Here is a 15,689-nt window from a genome sequence, read left to right on the forward strand (position 1 = left end):
CGCCCGATCTGACTGGGGGCCCCGGCGGGCGGGGGCCGTCTCAGAAAGCCCGGGGCATGCGGAAGGGCAGGAAGGGCCATACCCAGCCCGCCTTCAGGCGGTCGCCGGAGAGGCTTTCGTGGACCCCCAGCACCTCCTTGCCGTCCATCCGGGTGGCCAGCATGGCGCGGGCGTAGAAGGGGGCGTCCTCCAGGTTGCGGCTGATCCTGGGGGTCATCTCCGGGGTCGCCCGGGTGGCCCGCTCAAGGCGCCACAGGGTGGGCGGCAGGGGCACCTTGGGCGGTGCCTCGCGCTCGTCGATGCCGCCGTCGGGGCGGATCATCAGGCTCATCAGCCGGTCGCCGCCCTGGCGGGCGGTGGGGTCGTACTGGATCAGGGTGCCCTGCGGGGTGTCGCTGCGCGACCAGTCCCAGCGGGCGAAGCCGGCTTCCAGCGGCTCGCCGCCGCGGTTGTGGTCGAAATAGCCGTGGCCGCTCCACGACAGCCCGGGCTCGGACATCTCCACCTCGATGCGGGCGCCGGGGGCGATCGGCCGCCACTGGTGGCGCGCCGCGTCGTCGAGGTCGAAGGTGCGCCCCTGAAGGGCGTTGGGGCGGAGGCGCACGGTGCCCCGGAGGGGGCGGGGCAGGGGGGCGCCGATCTCGCGGATGTGGATGGTCAGGCCGCCCGCGTCCCAGCTCAGGCGGCTGGGGCCGATGGCCAGGGTGGAGACGTCGCGGCTGAGGGCATCGCGGCCGCGTTCGGTCATGCTCCAGCGGCCGCCCGAGGTCTGGTAGAGGGCGACGTTCAAGGCCACGTGGTTTTCCGGGTCGGTCCGCCCGGCCCAGCAGTAGTAGGGCGAAAAGACACTGCCCACGAAGGCGATCAGGGTGATGCCCTGCTGGCCGTCGTCGCTGATCCCGTCGATGTACCACCAGGCATAGCCGCCGGGCGGCACGCTCAGCGAGAAGTCAGGTCCTTCAACGCCGCCGCCGCCGCCAGCCGGCCCGACAGGGTGGCCATCGGCACCCCCGCCCCCGGATGCACGCTGCCCCCCGCCAGGAACAGCCCCGGCAGGCGGCTGGCCGCCGGCGGCCGCGTGAACGAGGCCCGCCAGCCGTGGATCGCCTGGCCGTACAGGCTGCCCCCGGTGGCCGGGAACAGGCGGTGGAAGGTGGCCGGGGTGGTGGCCGTCAGGCGCAGCGACTCCGGGGAAAGGGAGAGGCCCGCGCGGGCCATCAGGTCGAAGGCTCGGGTCCGGCATGCATCGATCTCCGGGTCGGGGAAGGGGTGGGTGTCGCCGCTGGCCGGGGCGTTGACCAGCATCAGCAGGCGTTCCGGGCCAGCGGGGTCGGTGGGTTCCAGAGTGGCCCCGCGATCCTGGGCGCAGACGTAGACGGTCGGCTCCTCGGGCAGGCGGCGATGCCGGAACACGGCGTCGAACTCGGCCCGGTAGTCGCCGCAGAAGAACACCGTGTGGTGGCTCAAGGGGAAGTCCCGGGCCTCGGCCAGCCCGGTCCAGGTGACGGCCGACAGGGCGCGGCGCCCGGCCGGCAGGCGGCGCACGGCGGGCTCGGCCGAAGCACCCAGCAGGCCCTGCGCCAGGGCCTGGGCGTCGCCGTTGAAGATCACCGCGTCGGCGGCGATCTCCTGGCCATCGGCGAGGCGTACGCCGGCGGCGCGGCCGCCCTTGACCATGATCTCGGCCACCGGGCGGCCATAGTGGATCTCGGCCCCCAGGTCGGCGGCCAGCCCGGCGATGGCCCGGGCCACGCCGTGCATGCCGCCGGCCGGCAGCCAGACCCCTTCCTGCTCGACATGGGCGATCAGCATCAGGGTGGCCGGGGCGAGGAACGGCGAGGCCCCGCAATAGGTGCTGTAGCGGCCGAACAGTTGGCGCAGGCGCGGGTCGTGGAAGAAGGTGCCGAGGTCGTCCCACAGGCTGGAGAAGGGCGAGATGCTCATCAGCCGGGCCAGTCGCCCGGCCCGCGCCACCCGCCACACCAGGCTGACCGGGTTCGGTCGCTCGGCCCGCATGAAGGTGTGGTCCAGGGTGTCGAAGATGCTTCTGGCGCGCCGCGTGAAGGCGGCGAAGCGGGCCGCCTCGTCGGGGCCGGAGAGGGCCTCGACGGCGGCTTCGGAGCGCTCAGGGTCGGCGAACAGGTCGAAGCGGGCGCCGTCCGGCCAGGCGTGGCGGGCCAGCACCTCGGCCTGGGTCAGGGAGAGGCGGTCGGCGAGGTTGGCGCCGGCGGCGGCGAACAGCTCCTCGAACACCCAGCGCATGGTGAACACGGTGGGCCCGGCATCGACTCCGGGTGCCGACTCGTCCTCACCCACCGGCACCCGGCGCATCTTGCCGCCGGGGCGGTCGGCCCGCTCGAACAGGCTGACCCGCACCCCGCGCGCCGCCAGATCGACCGCCGCCGCCAGACCCCCGGCGCCGGCCCCGATCACCACCACGTGGTTGTCCGCCACGGCTGCTGTCTCCCCCTTTGGTATGGCGCCGGCGCGCTGTGCCGCCGCCGGCCCGCCGCCCGTCCGCCCCTGGGTCCACCCCTGGGCGTCGTGGACGTTGACTCGACCCTAACAAATGTCCAATCTGATTGACACATTCACAATCGCGTCAACCGCCGTGCCGTGGCGGTGAGCGCGGTTCGGGGGACGCGCGGGCCGCCTCGCCGAGGGGGGCGGCGCTGCTTTTTTTGCAGACAGCCAAGTTTGCGGACATTCTGGTTTGCAGACATCAAAGGGAGAGACAAGGGCGATGGACCCCAGAGAGCGCATCGACCAGGCTCTGGAGGCGGCGCTGGTCCGCCAGGGCGACGCGGGGACGCCGCCCCGGCTGATGGCCGCCATGCGGCACGCCGTGTTTCCCGGCGGCGGGCGCATGCGCCCGCGTCTGGCCCTGGCGGTGGCGGCGGCCTGCGGCGAGGACCTGCCGGCGGCCAGCGATGCCGCAGCGGTGGCGGTCGAGTTGATGCACTGCGCCTCGCTGGTCCATGACGACCTGCCCTGCTTCGACGACGCCGAGACCCGGCGCGGCCAGCCGGCGGTGCACCGCGCCTTCGGCGAGCCGCTGGCGGTGCTGGCCGGCGACGCCTTGATCCTGCTCGCCTTCCAGGTGCTGGCCCGCGACGTGGCGGTGGCGCCGGACCGCATGGGCCGGCTGATCACCATCACCGCCGACGCGGTCGGCCTGCCGAGTGGCATCATCGCCGGCCAGGGCTGGGAGAGCGAGCCCGAGGTCGATCTCTCGCAGTACCATCAGGCCAAGACCGGCGCCCTGTTCGCCGCCGCCACCATGGCCGGCGCCGCCGCCGCCGGGCACCCGCACGCCGCCTGGGGGGCGGTCGGGGCGCGCCTGGGCGAGGCCTATCAGGTGGCCGACGATCTGCGCGATCTGGCCGCCAAGGCCGAGGACCTGGGCAAGCCGGTGGGCCGCGACGCCGAACTGGGCCGCCCCAACGCGCCCGAGGCGCTGGGCATCCCGGGCGCCGTGAAGCGCCTCGAGGGGCTGCTCGCGGCGGCCGCCGAGGCGGTGCCGGCCTGCCCCGGCGAGGAGATGCTGAAAGGTCTGATCAAGACCGAGGCCTCGCGCTTCCTGCCCAAGGAACTGGCCCGCTACGCCGCCTGAGGGGCCGCGTTTTCCTCCCAACCCCGGGCCGGCGCCCGGGGTTTTTCCCACCTCCATATATAACGTGCAGATCGAGGCATCCGAGATGGCCGCCGAGCGCTCCCCGACCGACTCCACGTCCGACTCCGACCCCAAGACCGGCCTGGCCCGCCTCAAGGCCGGCCCCGGCTTCCTGTTCGGCGAGCGCTGGGTACGCCTGCGCAACCGTCTGCTGGCCGACGCGCGCTTCCACCGCTTCGCCGCCGACTTTCCGCTCACCGCCTGGCTGGCCAGGAAGCGCAGCCGCGAGGTGTTCGATCTGGCCGCCGGCTTCGTCTATTCGCAAGTCCTGCTGGCCTGCCTGAAGCTGGAGGTGTTCGAGGCGCTGTCCGGCCCGGCCCAGGAGACGGCGGAGCTGGCGCGGCGCTTCGATCTGTCGATGAGCGCCACCAGGCGCCTGCTGGAGGCGGCGGCGGCGCTCAGGCTGACCCAGAAGATGGGCCCCGACCTGTGGAGCCTGGGCGATCTGGGGGCGGCCCTGATGGGCAATCCCGGCGGGCTGGCGATGATCGCTCACCACCCCATGCTGTACACCGATCTGGCCGACCCGGTGGCCCTGCTCAAGGGCGAGTCCCGGCCGACCGAGCTGGAGCGCTTCTGGGCCTACGCCACGGCCGACGACCGGGGCGACCTCAACACCTCGGCCACCGATGCCTACACCCGCCTGATGGCCGACTCGCAAAGCCTGATCGCCGACGACATTCTGGATGCCTACCCGGTCGGCCAGCACCACCGGCTGCTCGACGTGGGCGGCGGCGAGGGGGTGTTCCTGAGTGCCGCCCTGGGTCGCGCCGGGGGCCTCAAGGGCACCGTGTTCGACCTCCCCTCGGTGGTCGCCCGGGCCGCCGAGCGGCTGGACGGAGCCGGCCTCGGCAGCCGCGCCGAGACGGTGGGCGGCGACTTCACCGCCGACGCCCTGCCGTCGGGGCACGACCTGATTTCGCTGGTCCGCATCGTCCACGATCACGACGACGACGTGGTCGCCGGCCTGCTGGCCCGGGTGCGCGCCGCCCTGCCCGAGGGCGGCACCCTGCTGCTGGCCGAGCCGATGGCCGGCACTCCGGGGGCCGAGGCCATGGGCGCCGCCTACTTCGGCTTCTACCTGATGGCCATGGGCAGCGGCCGGCCGCGCACCGAGGGCGAGCTGACCGCCATGCTGCGCCGCGCCGGTTTCGCCACCGTGACGCCGCTGAAGACCCGCCGCCCGCTGCTCACCTCGGTGCTCGTCGCCCGTCCTTAGCGGGCAATCCCATAACCCCTTCAGCGGGGTAGGGCATGGTATCATCGGGTGTAAGCCGCGCTTGACATTTGGTTACGTCAAGTTAATCTGACAGCAGGTCGAACGGTAGGGGCGCCCGCTCGGGGTGCCTTCCCAGACCTCACCCTCCGTCCCCGCGACCCGCCGCCCGTTCCACCGGGGGCTTCCAGGTTCGGGGCCGGTTCTCGAAGAGAACGGCACGCCGCGAAAGCCGCAAGGCAGGGGTGGTGCCCGGGAGTTCTTCGGGGCCGGCGGAAGGGGTGGGGCGCGCAGGGGGCCAACCTCACTGCGGTCGACCGGCTCGATTTGGTGTTGGACCCCAGGGCGCCCGTGCCCGGTGACGTCCGACCCGCCTGGAGTTTCAAAGAGCCCACAATGGACACCCTGGCTGTCGTGATGGAACAACCCCAACGCCTGGCGCTGAGCCGGCTGGCGCTGGACCCGGCGGGGGATGCCGACGTCGTCGTCGACATCGCCTACAGCGGGATCAGCACCGGTACCGAGCGTCTGCTGTGGACCGGTCGCATGCCGCCGTTCCCGGGGCTGGGCTATCCGCTGGTGCCGGGCTACGAGTCGGTGGGGCGGATCAGCGCCGCCGGCCCGCAGTCGGGGCGTCAGGTCGGCGAGACGGTGTTCGTGCCCGGCGCCAAGTGCTACGGCGAGGTGCGCGGCCTGTTCGGCGGTGCCGCCGCCCGCGTGGTGGTGCCCGGGGCGCGGGTCCTGCCGCTGCCCGAGGGGCTGGAAGAGCAGGGGGTGCTGCTGGCCCTGGCCGCCACCGCCTGGCATGTCACCGGCGGCGATGCCGCCGCCCAGCCCGAGTTGATTGTCGGTCACGGGGTGCTGGGGCGTTTGTTGGCCCGCGTCGCCGTGGCCCTGGGCGCCAGCCCGACGGTGTGGGAAACCAACCCGGCCCGGGCCGAGGGCGCCGAGGGCTATCGGGTCGTTTCGCCGGCCGACGATGGGCGCATGGACTACCACCGCATCTGCGACGTCAGCGGCGACAGCGGGCTGCTCGACAGCTTGATCGGGCGCCTCGCGCCGGGTGGCGAGGTGGTTCTTGCCGGCTTCTATGATCAGCCCTTGCATTTTGATTTCCCACCCGCTTTTATGCGCGAGGCCCGGATCCGGGTGGCCGCCGAGTTCCGGCCGGCCGACCTCACCGAGGTGACCCGGATGATCGCCGAGGATCGACTCGATCTGTCCGGCTTGATCACCCACCGGGTCGCGGCGCCTGAAGCGGCCACGGCCTACGAAACCGCCTTCGGCGACGCCGCCTGCCTGAAAATGGTTCTGGACTGGAGGACCTGTCAGTGACCGCGCCGTCGACCAGCAACACCGCCCCCGCGATGAGCACGACCGATGGCGCGACCGACTCGGTGGCCGATCCGGTGGCTGACGTGACGCCCCGCGAGACCCAGATCATCGCCATCTACGGCAAGGGCGGCATCGGCAAGAGCTTCACCCTGGCCAACCTCAGCTACATGATGGCCCAGCAGGGCAAGCGTGTGCTGCTGATTGGCTGTGACCCCAAAAGCGACACCACCTCGCTGCTCTTCGGCGGCAAGGCCTGCCCGACCATCATCGAGACCTCGACCGCCCGCAAGCTGGCCGGCGAGGAGGTGAAGGTGAGCGACGTCTGCTTCAAGCGCGACGGCGTGTTCGCCATGGAACTGGGCGGCCCCGAGGTGGGGCGCGGCTGTGGCGGTCGGGGCATCATTCATGGTTTCGAGCTGCTCGAGAAGCTGGGCTTCCACGAGTGGGGTTTCGACTACGTGCTGCTCGACTTCCTCGGCGACGTGGTTTGTGGCGGGTTCGGCTTGCCCATCGCCCGCGATATGTGTCAAAAGGTGATCGTCGTCGGGTCCAACGACCTGCAGTCGCTTTACGTGGCCAACAACGTGTGTTCGGCGGTGGAGTACTTCCGCAAGCTGGGCGGCAACGTCGGTGTGGCCGGCATGGTGATCAACAAGGACGACGGTACCGGGGAGGCCCAGGCCTTCGCAGCCAATGTGGGCATCCCGGTGCTGGCGGCCATTCCGGCCGACGAGGAGATCAGGCGCAAGAGCGCGGCCTATCAGATCGTCGGGGCGCCCGGTGGGGCGTGGGGTCCGCTGTTCGAGTCGCTGGCCAGCAACGTGGCCGAGGCTCCGCCGGTGGCGCCTTCGCCGCTCGACCAGGACGGCTTGCTCGGCCTTTTCAAGAGCGAGGCGGTCGGTCGCGACGTGGTGCTTGAGCCGGCGACGGAAGAGGATATGCTTGGTGGGCCCGCCCCGGCCAAGCCGACGCTGGAAGTGGTGTACGATACGGTCTGATCCGTTCCGCCTGGGGGGCCGAACGGGTCCCTCGGGAGGATTTGGGCGTTGCGCCGACGACAACGGCGGTGAAGCGACCCGGAAGAGGAAAAGATCGGAAGAGCTTCTTTGACGACCGCCCCGGGCACTCCGGGGCCGGCCGAAGAGCGAGGGGGAGTGGTCGTGTTCGACCCGCGTACAGACAGGAGTGGAGGGCAGGCCGCTGGCAGCAATGCCAGTTCCGCGCCTCGGTCTGCCTGCGGGGCGGAGATCGACCAGGCCACCGGTCAGACCCTGGCCCGCTACGCCGCCGACTACCCCAAGGGACCCCACGATCAGCCGCAAAGCATGTGCCCGGCCTTCGGCGCGCTGCGCATCGGCCTGCGCATGCGGCGCACGGCCAGCGTGCTGTCGGGCTCGGCCTGCTGCGTCTATGGGCTGTCGTTCACCTCGCATTTCTATGGGGCCCGCCGCCCGGTCGGCTACGTGCCCTTCAGCTCCGAGACCCTGGTCACCGGCAAGCTGTTCGAGGACATCCGCGAGGCGGTCGACAAGCTGGCCGACCCCGAGCAGTACGACGCCGTGGTGGTGATCAACCTGTGCGTCCCCTCGGCCTCCGGCGTGCCGCTCCGGCTGCTGCCCCGGGAGATCAACGGGGTGCGCATCATCGGGCTGGACATCCCCGGGTTCGGCGTGCCGACCCATGCCGAGGCCAAGGACATCCTGGCCGGTGCCATGCTGCGCTTCGCCCGGGGCGAGGCCGAGCAGGGCCCGGTGGCGGCGCCGCGTGGCGGCCCCAGCCAACAGCCGACGGTGACCCTGCTCGGCGAGATGTTCCCGGCCGATCCGATCACCATCGGCGCCCTGCTGGCGCCGATGGGGCTGGCCGCCGGTCCGGTGGTGCCGACCCGCGAGTGGCGCGAGCTGTATGCCGCCCTGGACTGTGCGGTGGCGGCGGCGATCCATCCCTTCTACACCGCCTCGGTGCGCGAGTTCGAAGTGGCCGGGCGTCCGGTGGTCGGCTCGGCCCCGGTGGGGGTCGATGGCACCGCCACCTGGCTGGCCGAGGTCGGCGAGCGCGCCGGCGTTGCCGCCGACAAGATCGCGGCGGCCCAGAACGCCGCCCTGCCGACCATTCGCGAGGCCCTGGCCAAGGCGCCGATCAAGGGGCGCATCACCCTGTCGGGCTACGAAGGCTCGGAGCTGCTGGTTGCCCGCCTGCTCATCGAGAGCGGCGCCGAGGTGCCCTATGTGGGCACCGCCTGCCCGCGCACGCCGTGGGCCGAGGCCGATCTGGCGTGGCTGGAGAGCAAGGGCGTCGAGGTCAACTTCCGCGCCTCGCTGGAGCAGGATCTGGCGGCGGTCGAGGCGGTGAAGCCGGACCTCGCGGTGGGCACCACCCCGGTGGTGCAGGCGGCCAAGGAAAAGTCCCTTCCCGCCCTGTATTTCACCAATCTGATCTCGGCCCGCCCGCTGATGGGTGCCGCCGGTGCCGGCTCGCTGGCCCAGGTGGTGAACGCGGCGATCGCCTCGAAGAGCCGCTTCGACACCCTGACCGAATTCTTCGCCGGGGTCGGCGAAGGCGCCAACACCGGCGTCTGGACGGCCACCGGGCAGGCCCCCTGGGCCGACGCGCAGGGGAGGGCGGCCTGATGTACGTCCTCGATCTGGATCGCGCCGGTGGCTATTGGGGTGCCGTCTATGTGTTCACGGCGGTGAAGGGCCTGCAGGTCATCATCGACGGCCCGGTGGGCTGCGAGAACCTGCCGGTGACTGCGGTGCTGCACTACACCGACGCCCTGCCGCCCCACGAGCTGCCGGTGGTGGTCACCGGCCTGGGCGAGGAAGAGCTGGGCCGCGACGGCACCGAAGGGGCCATGAAGCGGGCCCACCAGACCCTCGACCCCAAGCTGCCCAGTGTTGTCGTCACCGGCTCCATCGCCGAGATGATCGGTGGCGGGGTGACGCCGCAGGGCCGCAACATCCATCGCTTCCTGCCGCGCACCATCGACGAAGACCAGTGGCAGAGCGCCGACCGCGCCATGGCGTGGCTGTGGAACCAGTTCGGTGCCAAGAAGGGCAAGGCCGCGACCGCGACCCCGCGTCCCGAGGGCGCCAAGCCCCGGGTCAACATCCTGGGTCCGGCCTACGGCATGTTCAACCAGTGGTCCGATCTGGCCGAGGTGCGTCGCCTGATCGAGGGCATCGGCGCCGAGATCAACTTGGTCTTCCCGCTCGGCTGCGAGTTGACGCAGGTGGGCCGGTTGGCCGACGCCGAGGTGAACGTCTGCCTGTACCGCGAATACGGCCGCCTGCTCGCCGAGCAGCTCGGCAAGCCCTACCTGCAGGCGCCCATCGGCATCGACTCCACGACCCGCTTCCTGCGCGCCCTGGGCGAGCTGCTGGGCCTCGATCCCGAGCCCTTCATCGAGCAGGAAAAGCACACCACCCTGAAACCGGTGTGGGACCTGTGGCGCTCGGTGACCCAGGACTTCTTCGCCACCGCCAGCTTCGGCATCTCGGCCAACGAGACCTACGCCCGCGGGGTGAAGCACTTCCTGTCCGACGAGTTGGGCCTGCCGTGCAGCTTCGCCTTCGGCCGCTCGGCCGGGCAGAAGACCGACAACGAGGCGGTGCGGGCCAGCGTCCACGAAACCATGCCGCTGGTTCTCTTCGGCAGCTACAACGAGCGCATGTACCAGGCCGAGGCCGGCGGGCGCGGGGCTTACATCCCCGCCTCCTTCCCGGGCGCCGTGGTGCGCCGCCACACCGGCACGCCGTTCATGGGCTACGCCGGGGCGACCTATCTGGTGCAGGAAGTGTGCAACGGGCTGTTCGACGCCCTGTTCCACATCCTGCCCCTGGGGACCGACCTGGACAAGGTGGACGCCACCCCCTCGCGCCTGCATCGGGAACTCCCGTGGGAGCCCGAGGCCCTGGCCGCGCTGGAGCGGTCGGTGGCGCGCCATCCGGTGGTCACCCGCATTTCCGCCGCCAAGCGGCTGCGCGACGCGGCCGAGCGGACGGCCCGAGCGGCCGGGGCGGAGCGTGTGGGGACCGCGCATGTGATCCAGTTGTTGAACGCCGAGGGCAAGGTGCCGGGAGGTGTCTCATGACCTTCTCCTACCGCGCTACTGGGGCTTTCTTCAACGCCAACTTTTTCAGGGATTTCCGGGGCGCCGGGTGCGCCGCCGCGGGCGATGATCGCGCCGCGTCCCGGATCCGAGTGTCCGCCCATTGCCGTTGGGCGGGCAGCTTGCCGCGTCGGCTTTTCGACGCGGTGTCACTCGGTCGCATCCGCGACCGTTAGGGCAAACTTAGGAGGTAATAGACATGGCTACCACCGAGAACGTGACCTCCAGCACCGGTCTGACCGAGGCCGAGGCGAAGGAGTTCCATGCTGTCTACTCGCAGAGCGCCGCCGGCTTCCTGGCCGTCTGCGCCGTTGCTCACGTCCTGGCTTGGATGTGGCGTCCGTTCTGGCCGGGTGCCGAGGGCTGGGTCATGGACACCGCCCAGAACCTGACCTTCCTGGCCTAAGACTCGGATTGCTTCCCTGCAATCTGCTCTAGCCTGAGTTTCCTGTCCAAAGGAGGACACTATGACTTTCTCGACCCACAAGGTTTGGCTGATGTTCGACCCGCGCAGCACGCTGGTCGCCCTGGCTGCGTTCCTGGTCGTCCTGGCCCTGCTGATCCACTTCCTGTGCCTCGGCCATGACCGCTTCAACTGGCTCGAAGGCAACCCGGCCGCTACCAAGGCCGCGGCTGCTGCCGTGACCATGCCGGTGAACCCGGTGGCCTAAAGGCCGTTCCTGGCGAACAGTCGTTTCGCCGGCCGAAGGCAGTGGGCGCCCGGTCATTTGCCCGGGTCGCCCACTGCCGAAGGCTTGGTGATCCACCGTTGCCATGACTCCTGATCGGAGGGCCCACACAATGGCCATGCTCAGTTTTGAGAGAAAGTACCGCGTTCGAGGCGGTTCGCTGATTGGGGGGGATCTTTTTGACTTCTGGGTGGGGCCGTTCTATGTCGGCTTCTTCGGAGTCACCACCCTCTTCTTCACCTTTGTTGGTGTTGCTTTGATTGCCTACGGCTGGGTCATGGATCCGAGTGATCCGACCGTCTGGCAGCTCAGCATCGCCCCGCCCGACCTCAGCTACGGTCTGGGCTTCGCGCCGCTCATGGAGGGCGGCCTTTGGCAGATCATCACCATCTGTGCCGTTGGCGCCTTCGTTTCCTGGGCGCTGCGCGAGGTGGAAATCTGCCGCAAGCTTGGCATCGGCTTCCATGTGCCGTTTGCCTTCTCGTTCGCCATCGCCGCCTACGTCGCGCTCACCGTGGTTCGCCCGATGCTGCTCGGCGCCTGGGGGCATGGTTTCCCCTACGGCATCATGAGCCACCTGGACTGGGTGTCGAACGTCGGCTACCAGTTCCTTCACTTCCATTACAATCCTGGCCACATGCTGGGTATCACCTTCTTCTTCACCACCGCGCTGGCCCTGGCCATGCACGGCGGCCTGATCCTGTCGGCGGCCAACCCCGGCAAGGGCGAGAAGGTGAAAGGGCCGGAGCACGAGAACACCTTCTTCCGGGACACCGTCGGCTACTCGATCGGTACCCTGGGGATCCACCGTCTCGGCCTGATCCTGGCGCTGAGTGCCGTCTTCTGGAGCATCGTCTGCATGCTCATCAGCGGCCCGGTGTGGACCAAGGGCTGGCCCGAGTGGTGGAACTGGTGGTACGAACTGCCGATTTGGGCCTAAGCCAAGGGGGACCACTCAATGTCGGAATATCAGAACATCTTCACCTCCGTGCAGGTGCGTAGCGCACCCCACGAGAGTGTGGCCCTCCCGCGGGGCGCCTGGCCGCGCAGCAAGGCGTCGACCCTGTCCTACTGGCTCGGCAAGATCGGTGACGCCCAGATCGGGCCCATCTATCTTGGCGCCACGGGCATCGCGTCGCTCATCTTCGGCTTCGTGGCCATCGAGATCATCGGTCTCAACATGCTGGCCTCGGTCGACTGGAACCCGGTGGAGTTCCTCCGCCAGTTCCCGTGGCTGGCCCTTGAGCCGCCCGGACCCGAGCATGGCCTGCGTGCCATGCCGCCGCTGAATGAAGGCGGTTGGTGGGTCATGGCCGGCTTCTTCCTGACTGCCTCCATCCTGTTGTGGTGGGTCCGGACCTGGCAGCGCGCCAAGGATCTGGGCATGGGGACCCACATCGCGTGGGCCTTCGCCTCGGCGATCTTCTTCTATCTGGTTCTCGGCTTCATCCGTCCGGTGATGCTGGGCAGCTGGAGCGAGGCGCCGCCGTTCGGCATCTTCCCCCACCTGGATTGGACCGCCGCGTTCTCCATCCGGTACGGGAACCTGTACTACAACCCGTTCCACATGCTCTCGATCGCGTTCCTCTACGGTTCGGCCCTGATCTTCGCCATGCACGGCGCGACCATCCTGTCGGTGAGCCGACTGGGCGGCGACCGTGAGGTCGAGCAGATCACCGATCGTGGTACCGCGGCCGAGCGTGCCGCCCTCTTCTGGCGCTGGACCATGGGCTTCAATGCCACCATGGAATCCATCCACCGCTGGGGCTGGTGGTGTGCCGTGTTCGTCACCCTGACCGCCGGCCTGGGCATCCTGCTCAGCGGCACCGTGGTTGACAACTGGTACCTGTGGGCGGTCAAGCACGGTGTGGCTCCGACCTATCCCGACGTCTTCCCCGGCGTCACGGATCCCGCGGCGATTGGAGGCTAGCAATGAGCAACGACTTCAACTCCCGCTTCGTGTCGCTGATGGCGCGCAAGGGCCGCACCAGCCCCCGGGCTCCGGTCTGGGTTGGTGGCTGGTTCGTGGTTGGCCTGATCACCATCGGTCTGCTGACCGTGATGATGGGGCCGGCCGGCACCTATACCCAGTCGGGCTATCGCGGCCTGATGATGGGCGAGGTGGACATGGCCGACGAGCTGGCCGACGACATGGCCGCGCCCAAGAACCAGGTCCCCGCCGCCTCCGAGCGTTTCCCCGACGAGGGGCCGCTGGCTGGCGAGGTCTACGTGAACGTTCCGGTGCTGGCGCACCTGAGCGCTGACAACTTCAACCGCCTGATGGTCGCCATCACCGAGTGGGTGTCGCCGGAAGAGGGCTGTAACTACTGCCACGATCCCGACGACCTCACCGCCGAGCGGCCGTACACCAAGATCGTCTCGCGCCGTATGCTCGAGATGGTCATGTACCTGAACAGCCAGTGGGGCGACCACGTTGCTCCGTCGGGCGTCACCTGCTGGACCTGCCACCGCGGCAATCCGGTTCCGGAGAACATCTGGTTCAAGAATGACGATGCCGATGGCGGTTCGGGCGCGCTGGGCAACACCTTCGGTCAGAACGCGGCGTCCTGGGATGCCGGTCTGTCCGCGCTGCCCAACGACGTGATGGAAGCCTATCTGTTGGACGACCAGAACCTGCGAATCACCCCGACCAACGATCTGCCGATGAACGGCGTGACCCAGATCGGGACCAAGCAGGCCGAGTGGACCTACGGCATGATGTTCCACATCTCCAAGGGTCTGGGTGTGAACTGCACCTACTGTCACAACAGCCAGTCGTTCCGCGTCTGGGAGATGAGCCCGCCGGCGCGTGTCACCGCCTGGCACGGCATCCAGATGACCCGGGCCATCAACGTCGACTTCCTCGACCCGCTGCAGCCGGAATACCCGGCCAACCGGCTGGGTCCGGAGGGCGACGCCCCGAAGGCCAACTGTGCCACTTGTCACCAGGGCGCGTTCAAGCCGATGTACGGCGAGAATGTCATCGACGACTATCCGTCGCTGGCCGCCCCGGGCGAGTAACATCCTGAACTCCTCTTCCGAGAGGGAACAGGTCGGCGGCGCGGGACATTCCCGCGCCGCCTTTCTTTTGTGCAGCGGAGATCGTGGCCGTGTCCTCCCTCTCTGAGATCACCGCACGGCGGCCGGTGGTCGTTGTCCTCCCGTCGCTGGCTGGCGGCGGAGCCGAGCGGGTGGCGCTCGGGCTGCTTGCCGAGGCGACCAGGGCTGGACTGGCGGCGCGTCTGATCACCCTTGGCGGGCCACACACCCTGGCCGATCTGGTACCCTCCGGGGTGGCGTGGCGCGACCTTGGTCGGCCGCGCCTGCGTCAGGCCCTGCCGGGGCTGATCGGCGAGTTGCGCCGATGCGGTCCGGCCACGGTGTTTTCCACCTTCGGCCATCTCAATCTGCCTCTGCTGGCGGCGCGCCCCGTGCTGCCGCGGGGCACTCGCCTGGTCATCCGGGAAGCCAACCTGCCCAGCCTCAGCCTGCACCGGGTGCCTGTGCCGGGGCTGTTCGGCCGCCTGATGGGGCTTCTGTATCCGACCGCCGATTGCGTGGTGGCCAGTTCGCGGCTGATGGCCGACGAGTTGCAGGCCCGTTTCCGGGTCCCCCCCGGGCGGCTCGAGGTCTGCCCCAATCCGACCGACGTCCGCACCCTGCGGGCCGCCGCGACGCCGCCCCGGCGTGCCCCCGGGCCCGGCTTGCGGTTGGTGGCGGCCGGTCGCCTGACCCGTCAAAAGGGGGTGGATCGACTGATTCCGCTGCTCGGGGAGTTGCCCGCCGACACCCATCTGACGGTTCTCGGCGAGGGTCCGGAAGGGCCGGCGTGGCGGGCCCTGGCCGAGCGCCTGGGAGTGCAGGCGCGGATCGAGTGGCGCGGCTTCGCGGCCTGTCCCTGGCCGTGGCTGGCCGGGGCCGATGCCCTGGTCCTCCCGTCGCGCTGGGAGGGGTTGCCCAACGTGGTGCTGGAGGCATTGGCCTGTGGCACGCCGGTGGTGGCCGCGCCGGAGGCCGGGGCGGTGGCCGAGATCGCCGAGGCGGCGCTGGGAGCGGTGCGGCTGGCCACGCCGGGCCCGGCCATGGTGGCGGCCCTGGCGGCGCTGGATCGGAAGACGGCGGACGCGGTGCGCCCCTCGTTGTTGCCGGCCATGTACACCGCCCCGGCCGCCGGGCGACGTTTCCTGGCGGCGGTTGTGGGGGGCGACAGCACTCCCCGGGCGAGGTAAAGGCCGGAGGCATTCCAGGGTGACATAGCCTGGGGCTTTGCCTGGAAGAGCCGACCGGAAGGCGGCGGCGACGCGGCGGCCGCAGCGTAGCCGGGTGCCAGCCCACCCTGACGGATCGACGTCAGACCCCGCGCGCGCTCAAAATATCAAACATTTGCTGAGTCGACTCGCTCGCTGATTCGGTTGGAGGGCATCCTTTGAGGCATTGCTCCGCGCCCAGCGCAACCTTCGCGGCGATGCAAAAAACGGCCGAAAGTTTGATTGAGATTCAACCTACTGGGTTATTCTTGCCCTTTAAGTGGTGGTTTTGGTATTGCATCTGGCACGGCGCGCGGTGAATGCTTTTTTGCCGTCGGTTTCCCTATGGCGCCGAACCGGTTCTTGGCAGCGGCGCCTTGTGGGCGCGGTGGCGGGTGGCCCGCCGATCTGCTCAAGG

Annotated in this window: 14 protein-coding genes; 12 read left to right on the top strand and 2 right to left on the bottom strand. The window is 69.7% G+C overall.

Annotated elements, in window-relative coordinates:
- Nucleotides 1-40 precede the first annotated feature (40 nt).
- Both BLR95_RS10415 and crtD read right to left on the bottom strand, forming a co-directional pair.
- On the bottom strand, nucleotides 41-937 hold the full coding sequence (locus tag BLR95_RS10415) for a carotenoid 1,2-hydratase (protein WP_092619457.1): 897 nt from the start codon (nucleotides 935-937) through the stop codon (nucleotides 41-43).
- A gap of 2 nt (nucleotides 938-939) precedes the next feature.
- On the bottom strand, nucleotides 940-2,454 hold the full coding sequence (crtD, locus tag BLR95_RS10420; protein WP_092619460.1) for a 1-hydroxycarotenoid 3,4-desaturase CrtD: 1,515 nt from the start codon (nucleotides 2,452-2,454) through the stop codon (nucleotides 940-942).
- A 289-nt stretch (nucleotides 2,455-2,743) separates the two neighbouring features.
- Between crtD and BLR95_RS10425 the strand changes: the two genes are divergently transcribed.
- From BLR95_RS10425 to BLR95_RS10480, 12 genes are all read left to right on the top strand, one after another.
- Nucleotides 2,744-3,613 carry a polyprenyl synthetase family protein gene (locus tag BLR95_RS10425; RefSeq protein WP_092619463.1) on the top strand — a complete coding sequence of 290 codons (870 nt, stop codon included), beginning with the start codon at nucleotides 2,744-2,746 and terminating at the stop codon, nucleotides 3,611-3,613.
- 85 nt (nucleotides 3,614-3,698) lie between these two features.
- Complete coding sequence (locus BLR95_RS10430; RefSeq protein WP_092619466.1) at nucleotides 3,699-4,892, top strand: methyltransferase; 1,194 nt, start codon at nucleotides 3,699-3,701, stop codon at nucleotides 4,890-4,892.
- A gap of 393 nt (nucleotides 4,893-5,285) precedes the next feature.
- A complete protein-coding gene (gene bchC, locus BLR95_RS10435; protein WP_092619469.1) occupies nucleotides 5,286-6,224 on the top strand; it encodes a chlorophyll synthesis pathway protein BchC in 939 nt (312 codons plus the stop codon).
- Nucleotides 6,225-6,256: 32 nt separating this feature from the next.
- Entirely contained in the window at nucleotides 6,257-7,222 is a 966-nt protein-coding gene (locus BLR95_RS10440; RefSeq protein ID WP_092619752.1) for a chlorophyllide a reductase iron protein subunit X, read from the top strand.
- A gap of 249 nt (nucleotides 7,223-7,471) precedes the next feature.
- Entirely contained in the window at nucleotides 7,472-8,854 is a 1,383-nt protein-coding gene (bchY, locus tag BLR95_RS10445; RefSeq protein WP_245689454.1) for a chlorophyllide a reductase subunit Y, read from the top strand.
- Entirely contained in the window at nucleotides 8,854-10,317 is a 1,464-nt protein-coding gene (bchZ, locus tag BLR95_RS10450) for a chlorophyllide a reductase subunit Z (RefSeq protein WP_092619475.1), read from the top strand. The genes bchY and bchZ overlap by 1 nt, the downstream gene beginning before the upstream one ends.
- Nucleotides 10,318-10,534: 217 nt before the next feature.
- Nucleotides 10,535-10,741, top strand: a complete 207-nt coding sequence (gene pufB / locus BLR95_RS10455; protein WP_092619479.1) for a light-harvesting antenna LH1, beta subunit — start codon at nucleotides 10,535-10,537, stop codon at nucleotides 10,739-10,741.
- Nucleotides 10,742-10,802: 61 nt separating this feature from the next.
- Nucleotides 10,803-11,006, top strand: coding sequence for a light-harvesting antenna LH1, alpha subunit (gene pufA, locus BLR95_RS10460; protein ID WP_092619482.1), 204 nt, complete (start codon nucleotides 10,803-10,805; stop codon nucleotides 11,004-11,006).
- A 130-nt stretch (nucleotides 11,007-11,136) separates the two neighbouring features.
- A complete protein-coding gene (gene pufL, locus BLR95_RS10465; protein ID WP_092619485.1) occupies nucleotides 11,137-11,964 on the top strand; it encodes a photosynthetic reaction center subunit L in 828 nt (275 codons plus the stop codon).
- A gap of 18 nt (nucleotides 11,965-11,982) precedes the next feature.
- Nucleotides 11,983-12,954 (top strand): photosynthetic reaction center subunit M, encoded by a 972-nt coding sequence (gene pufM / locus BLR95_RS10470; protein WP_092619488.1) that lies wholly within the window; start codon nucleotides 11,983-11,985, stop codon nucleotides 12,952-12,954.
- Nucleotides 12,955-12,956: 2 nt separating this feature from the next.
- Nucleotides 12,957-14,045 (top strand): photosynthetic reaction center cytochrome PufC, encoded by a 1,089-nt coding sequence (gene pufC, locus BLR95_RS10475; RefSeq protein WP_092619491.1) that lies wholly within the window; start codon nucleotides 12,957-12,959, stop codon nucleotides 14,043-14,045.
- Nucleotides 14,046-14,134: 89 nt separating this feature from the next.
- The gene (locus tag BLR95_RS10480; RefSeq protein WP_143130976.1) at nucleotides 14,135-15,253 is read left to right on the top strand and encodes a glycosyltransferase; all 1,119 of its coding nucleotides are present in this window, start codon (nucleotides 14,135-14,137) and stop codon (nucleotides 15,251-15,253) included.
- The last annotated feature ends 436 nt before the right edge of the window (nucleotides 15,254-15,689 follow it).

It is taken from the genome of Roseospirillum parvum, from assembly GCF_900100455.1.
Taxonomy (GTDB): domain Bacteria; phylum Pseudomonadota; class Alphaproteobacteria; order Rhodospirillales; family Rhodospirillaceae; genus Roseospirillum; species Roseospirillum parvum.

Excerpts from the sequence above, each read along its gene's own strand:
- pufB (WP_092619479.1), top strand. The coding sequence starts at position 10,535 with ATGGCTACCACCGAGAACGTGACCTCCAGCACCGGTCTGACCGAGGCC.
- pufL (WP_092619485.1), top strand. The coding sequence starts at position 11,137 with ATGGCCATGCTCAGTTTTGAGAGAAAGTACCGCGTTCGAGGCGGTTCG.
- BLR95_RS10440 (WP_092619752.1), top strand. The coding sequence starts at position 6,257 with ATGAGCACGACCGATGGCGCGACCGACTCGGTGGCCGATCCGGTGGCT.
- pufC (WP_092619491.1), top strand. The coding sequence starts at position 12,957 with ATGAGCAACGACTTCAACTCCCGCTTCGTGTCGCTGATGGCGCGCAAG.
- BLR95_RS10430 (WP_092619466.1), top strand. The coding sequence starts at position 3,699 with ATGGCCGCCGAGCGCTCCCCGACCGACTCCACGTCCGACTCCGACCCC.
- pufA (WP_092619482.1), top strand. The coding sequence starts at position 10,803 with ATGACTTTCTCGACCCACAAGGTTTGGCTGATGTTCGACCCGCGCAGC.
- pufM (WP_092619488.1), top strand. The coding sequence starts at position 11,983 with ATGTCGGAATATCAGAACATCTTCACCTCCGTGCAGGTGCGTAGCGCA.
- bchZ (WP_092619475.1), top strand. The coding sequence starts at position 8,854 with ATGTACGTCCTCGATCTGGATCGCGCCGGTGGCTATTGGGGTGCCGTC.
- BLR95_RS10425 (WP_092619463.1), top strand. The coding sequence starts at position 2,744 with ATGGACCCCAGAGAGCGCATCGACCAGGCTCTGGAGGCGGCGCTGGTC.
- bchC (WP_092619469.1), top strand. The coding sequence starts at position 5,286 with ATGGACACCCTGGCTGTCGTGATGGAACAACCCCAACGCCTGGCGCTG.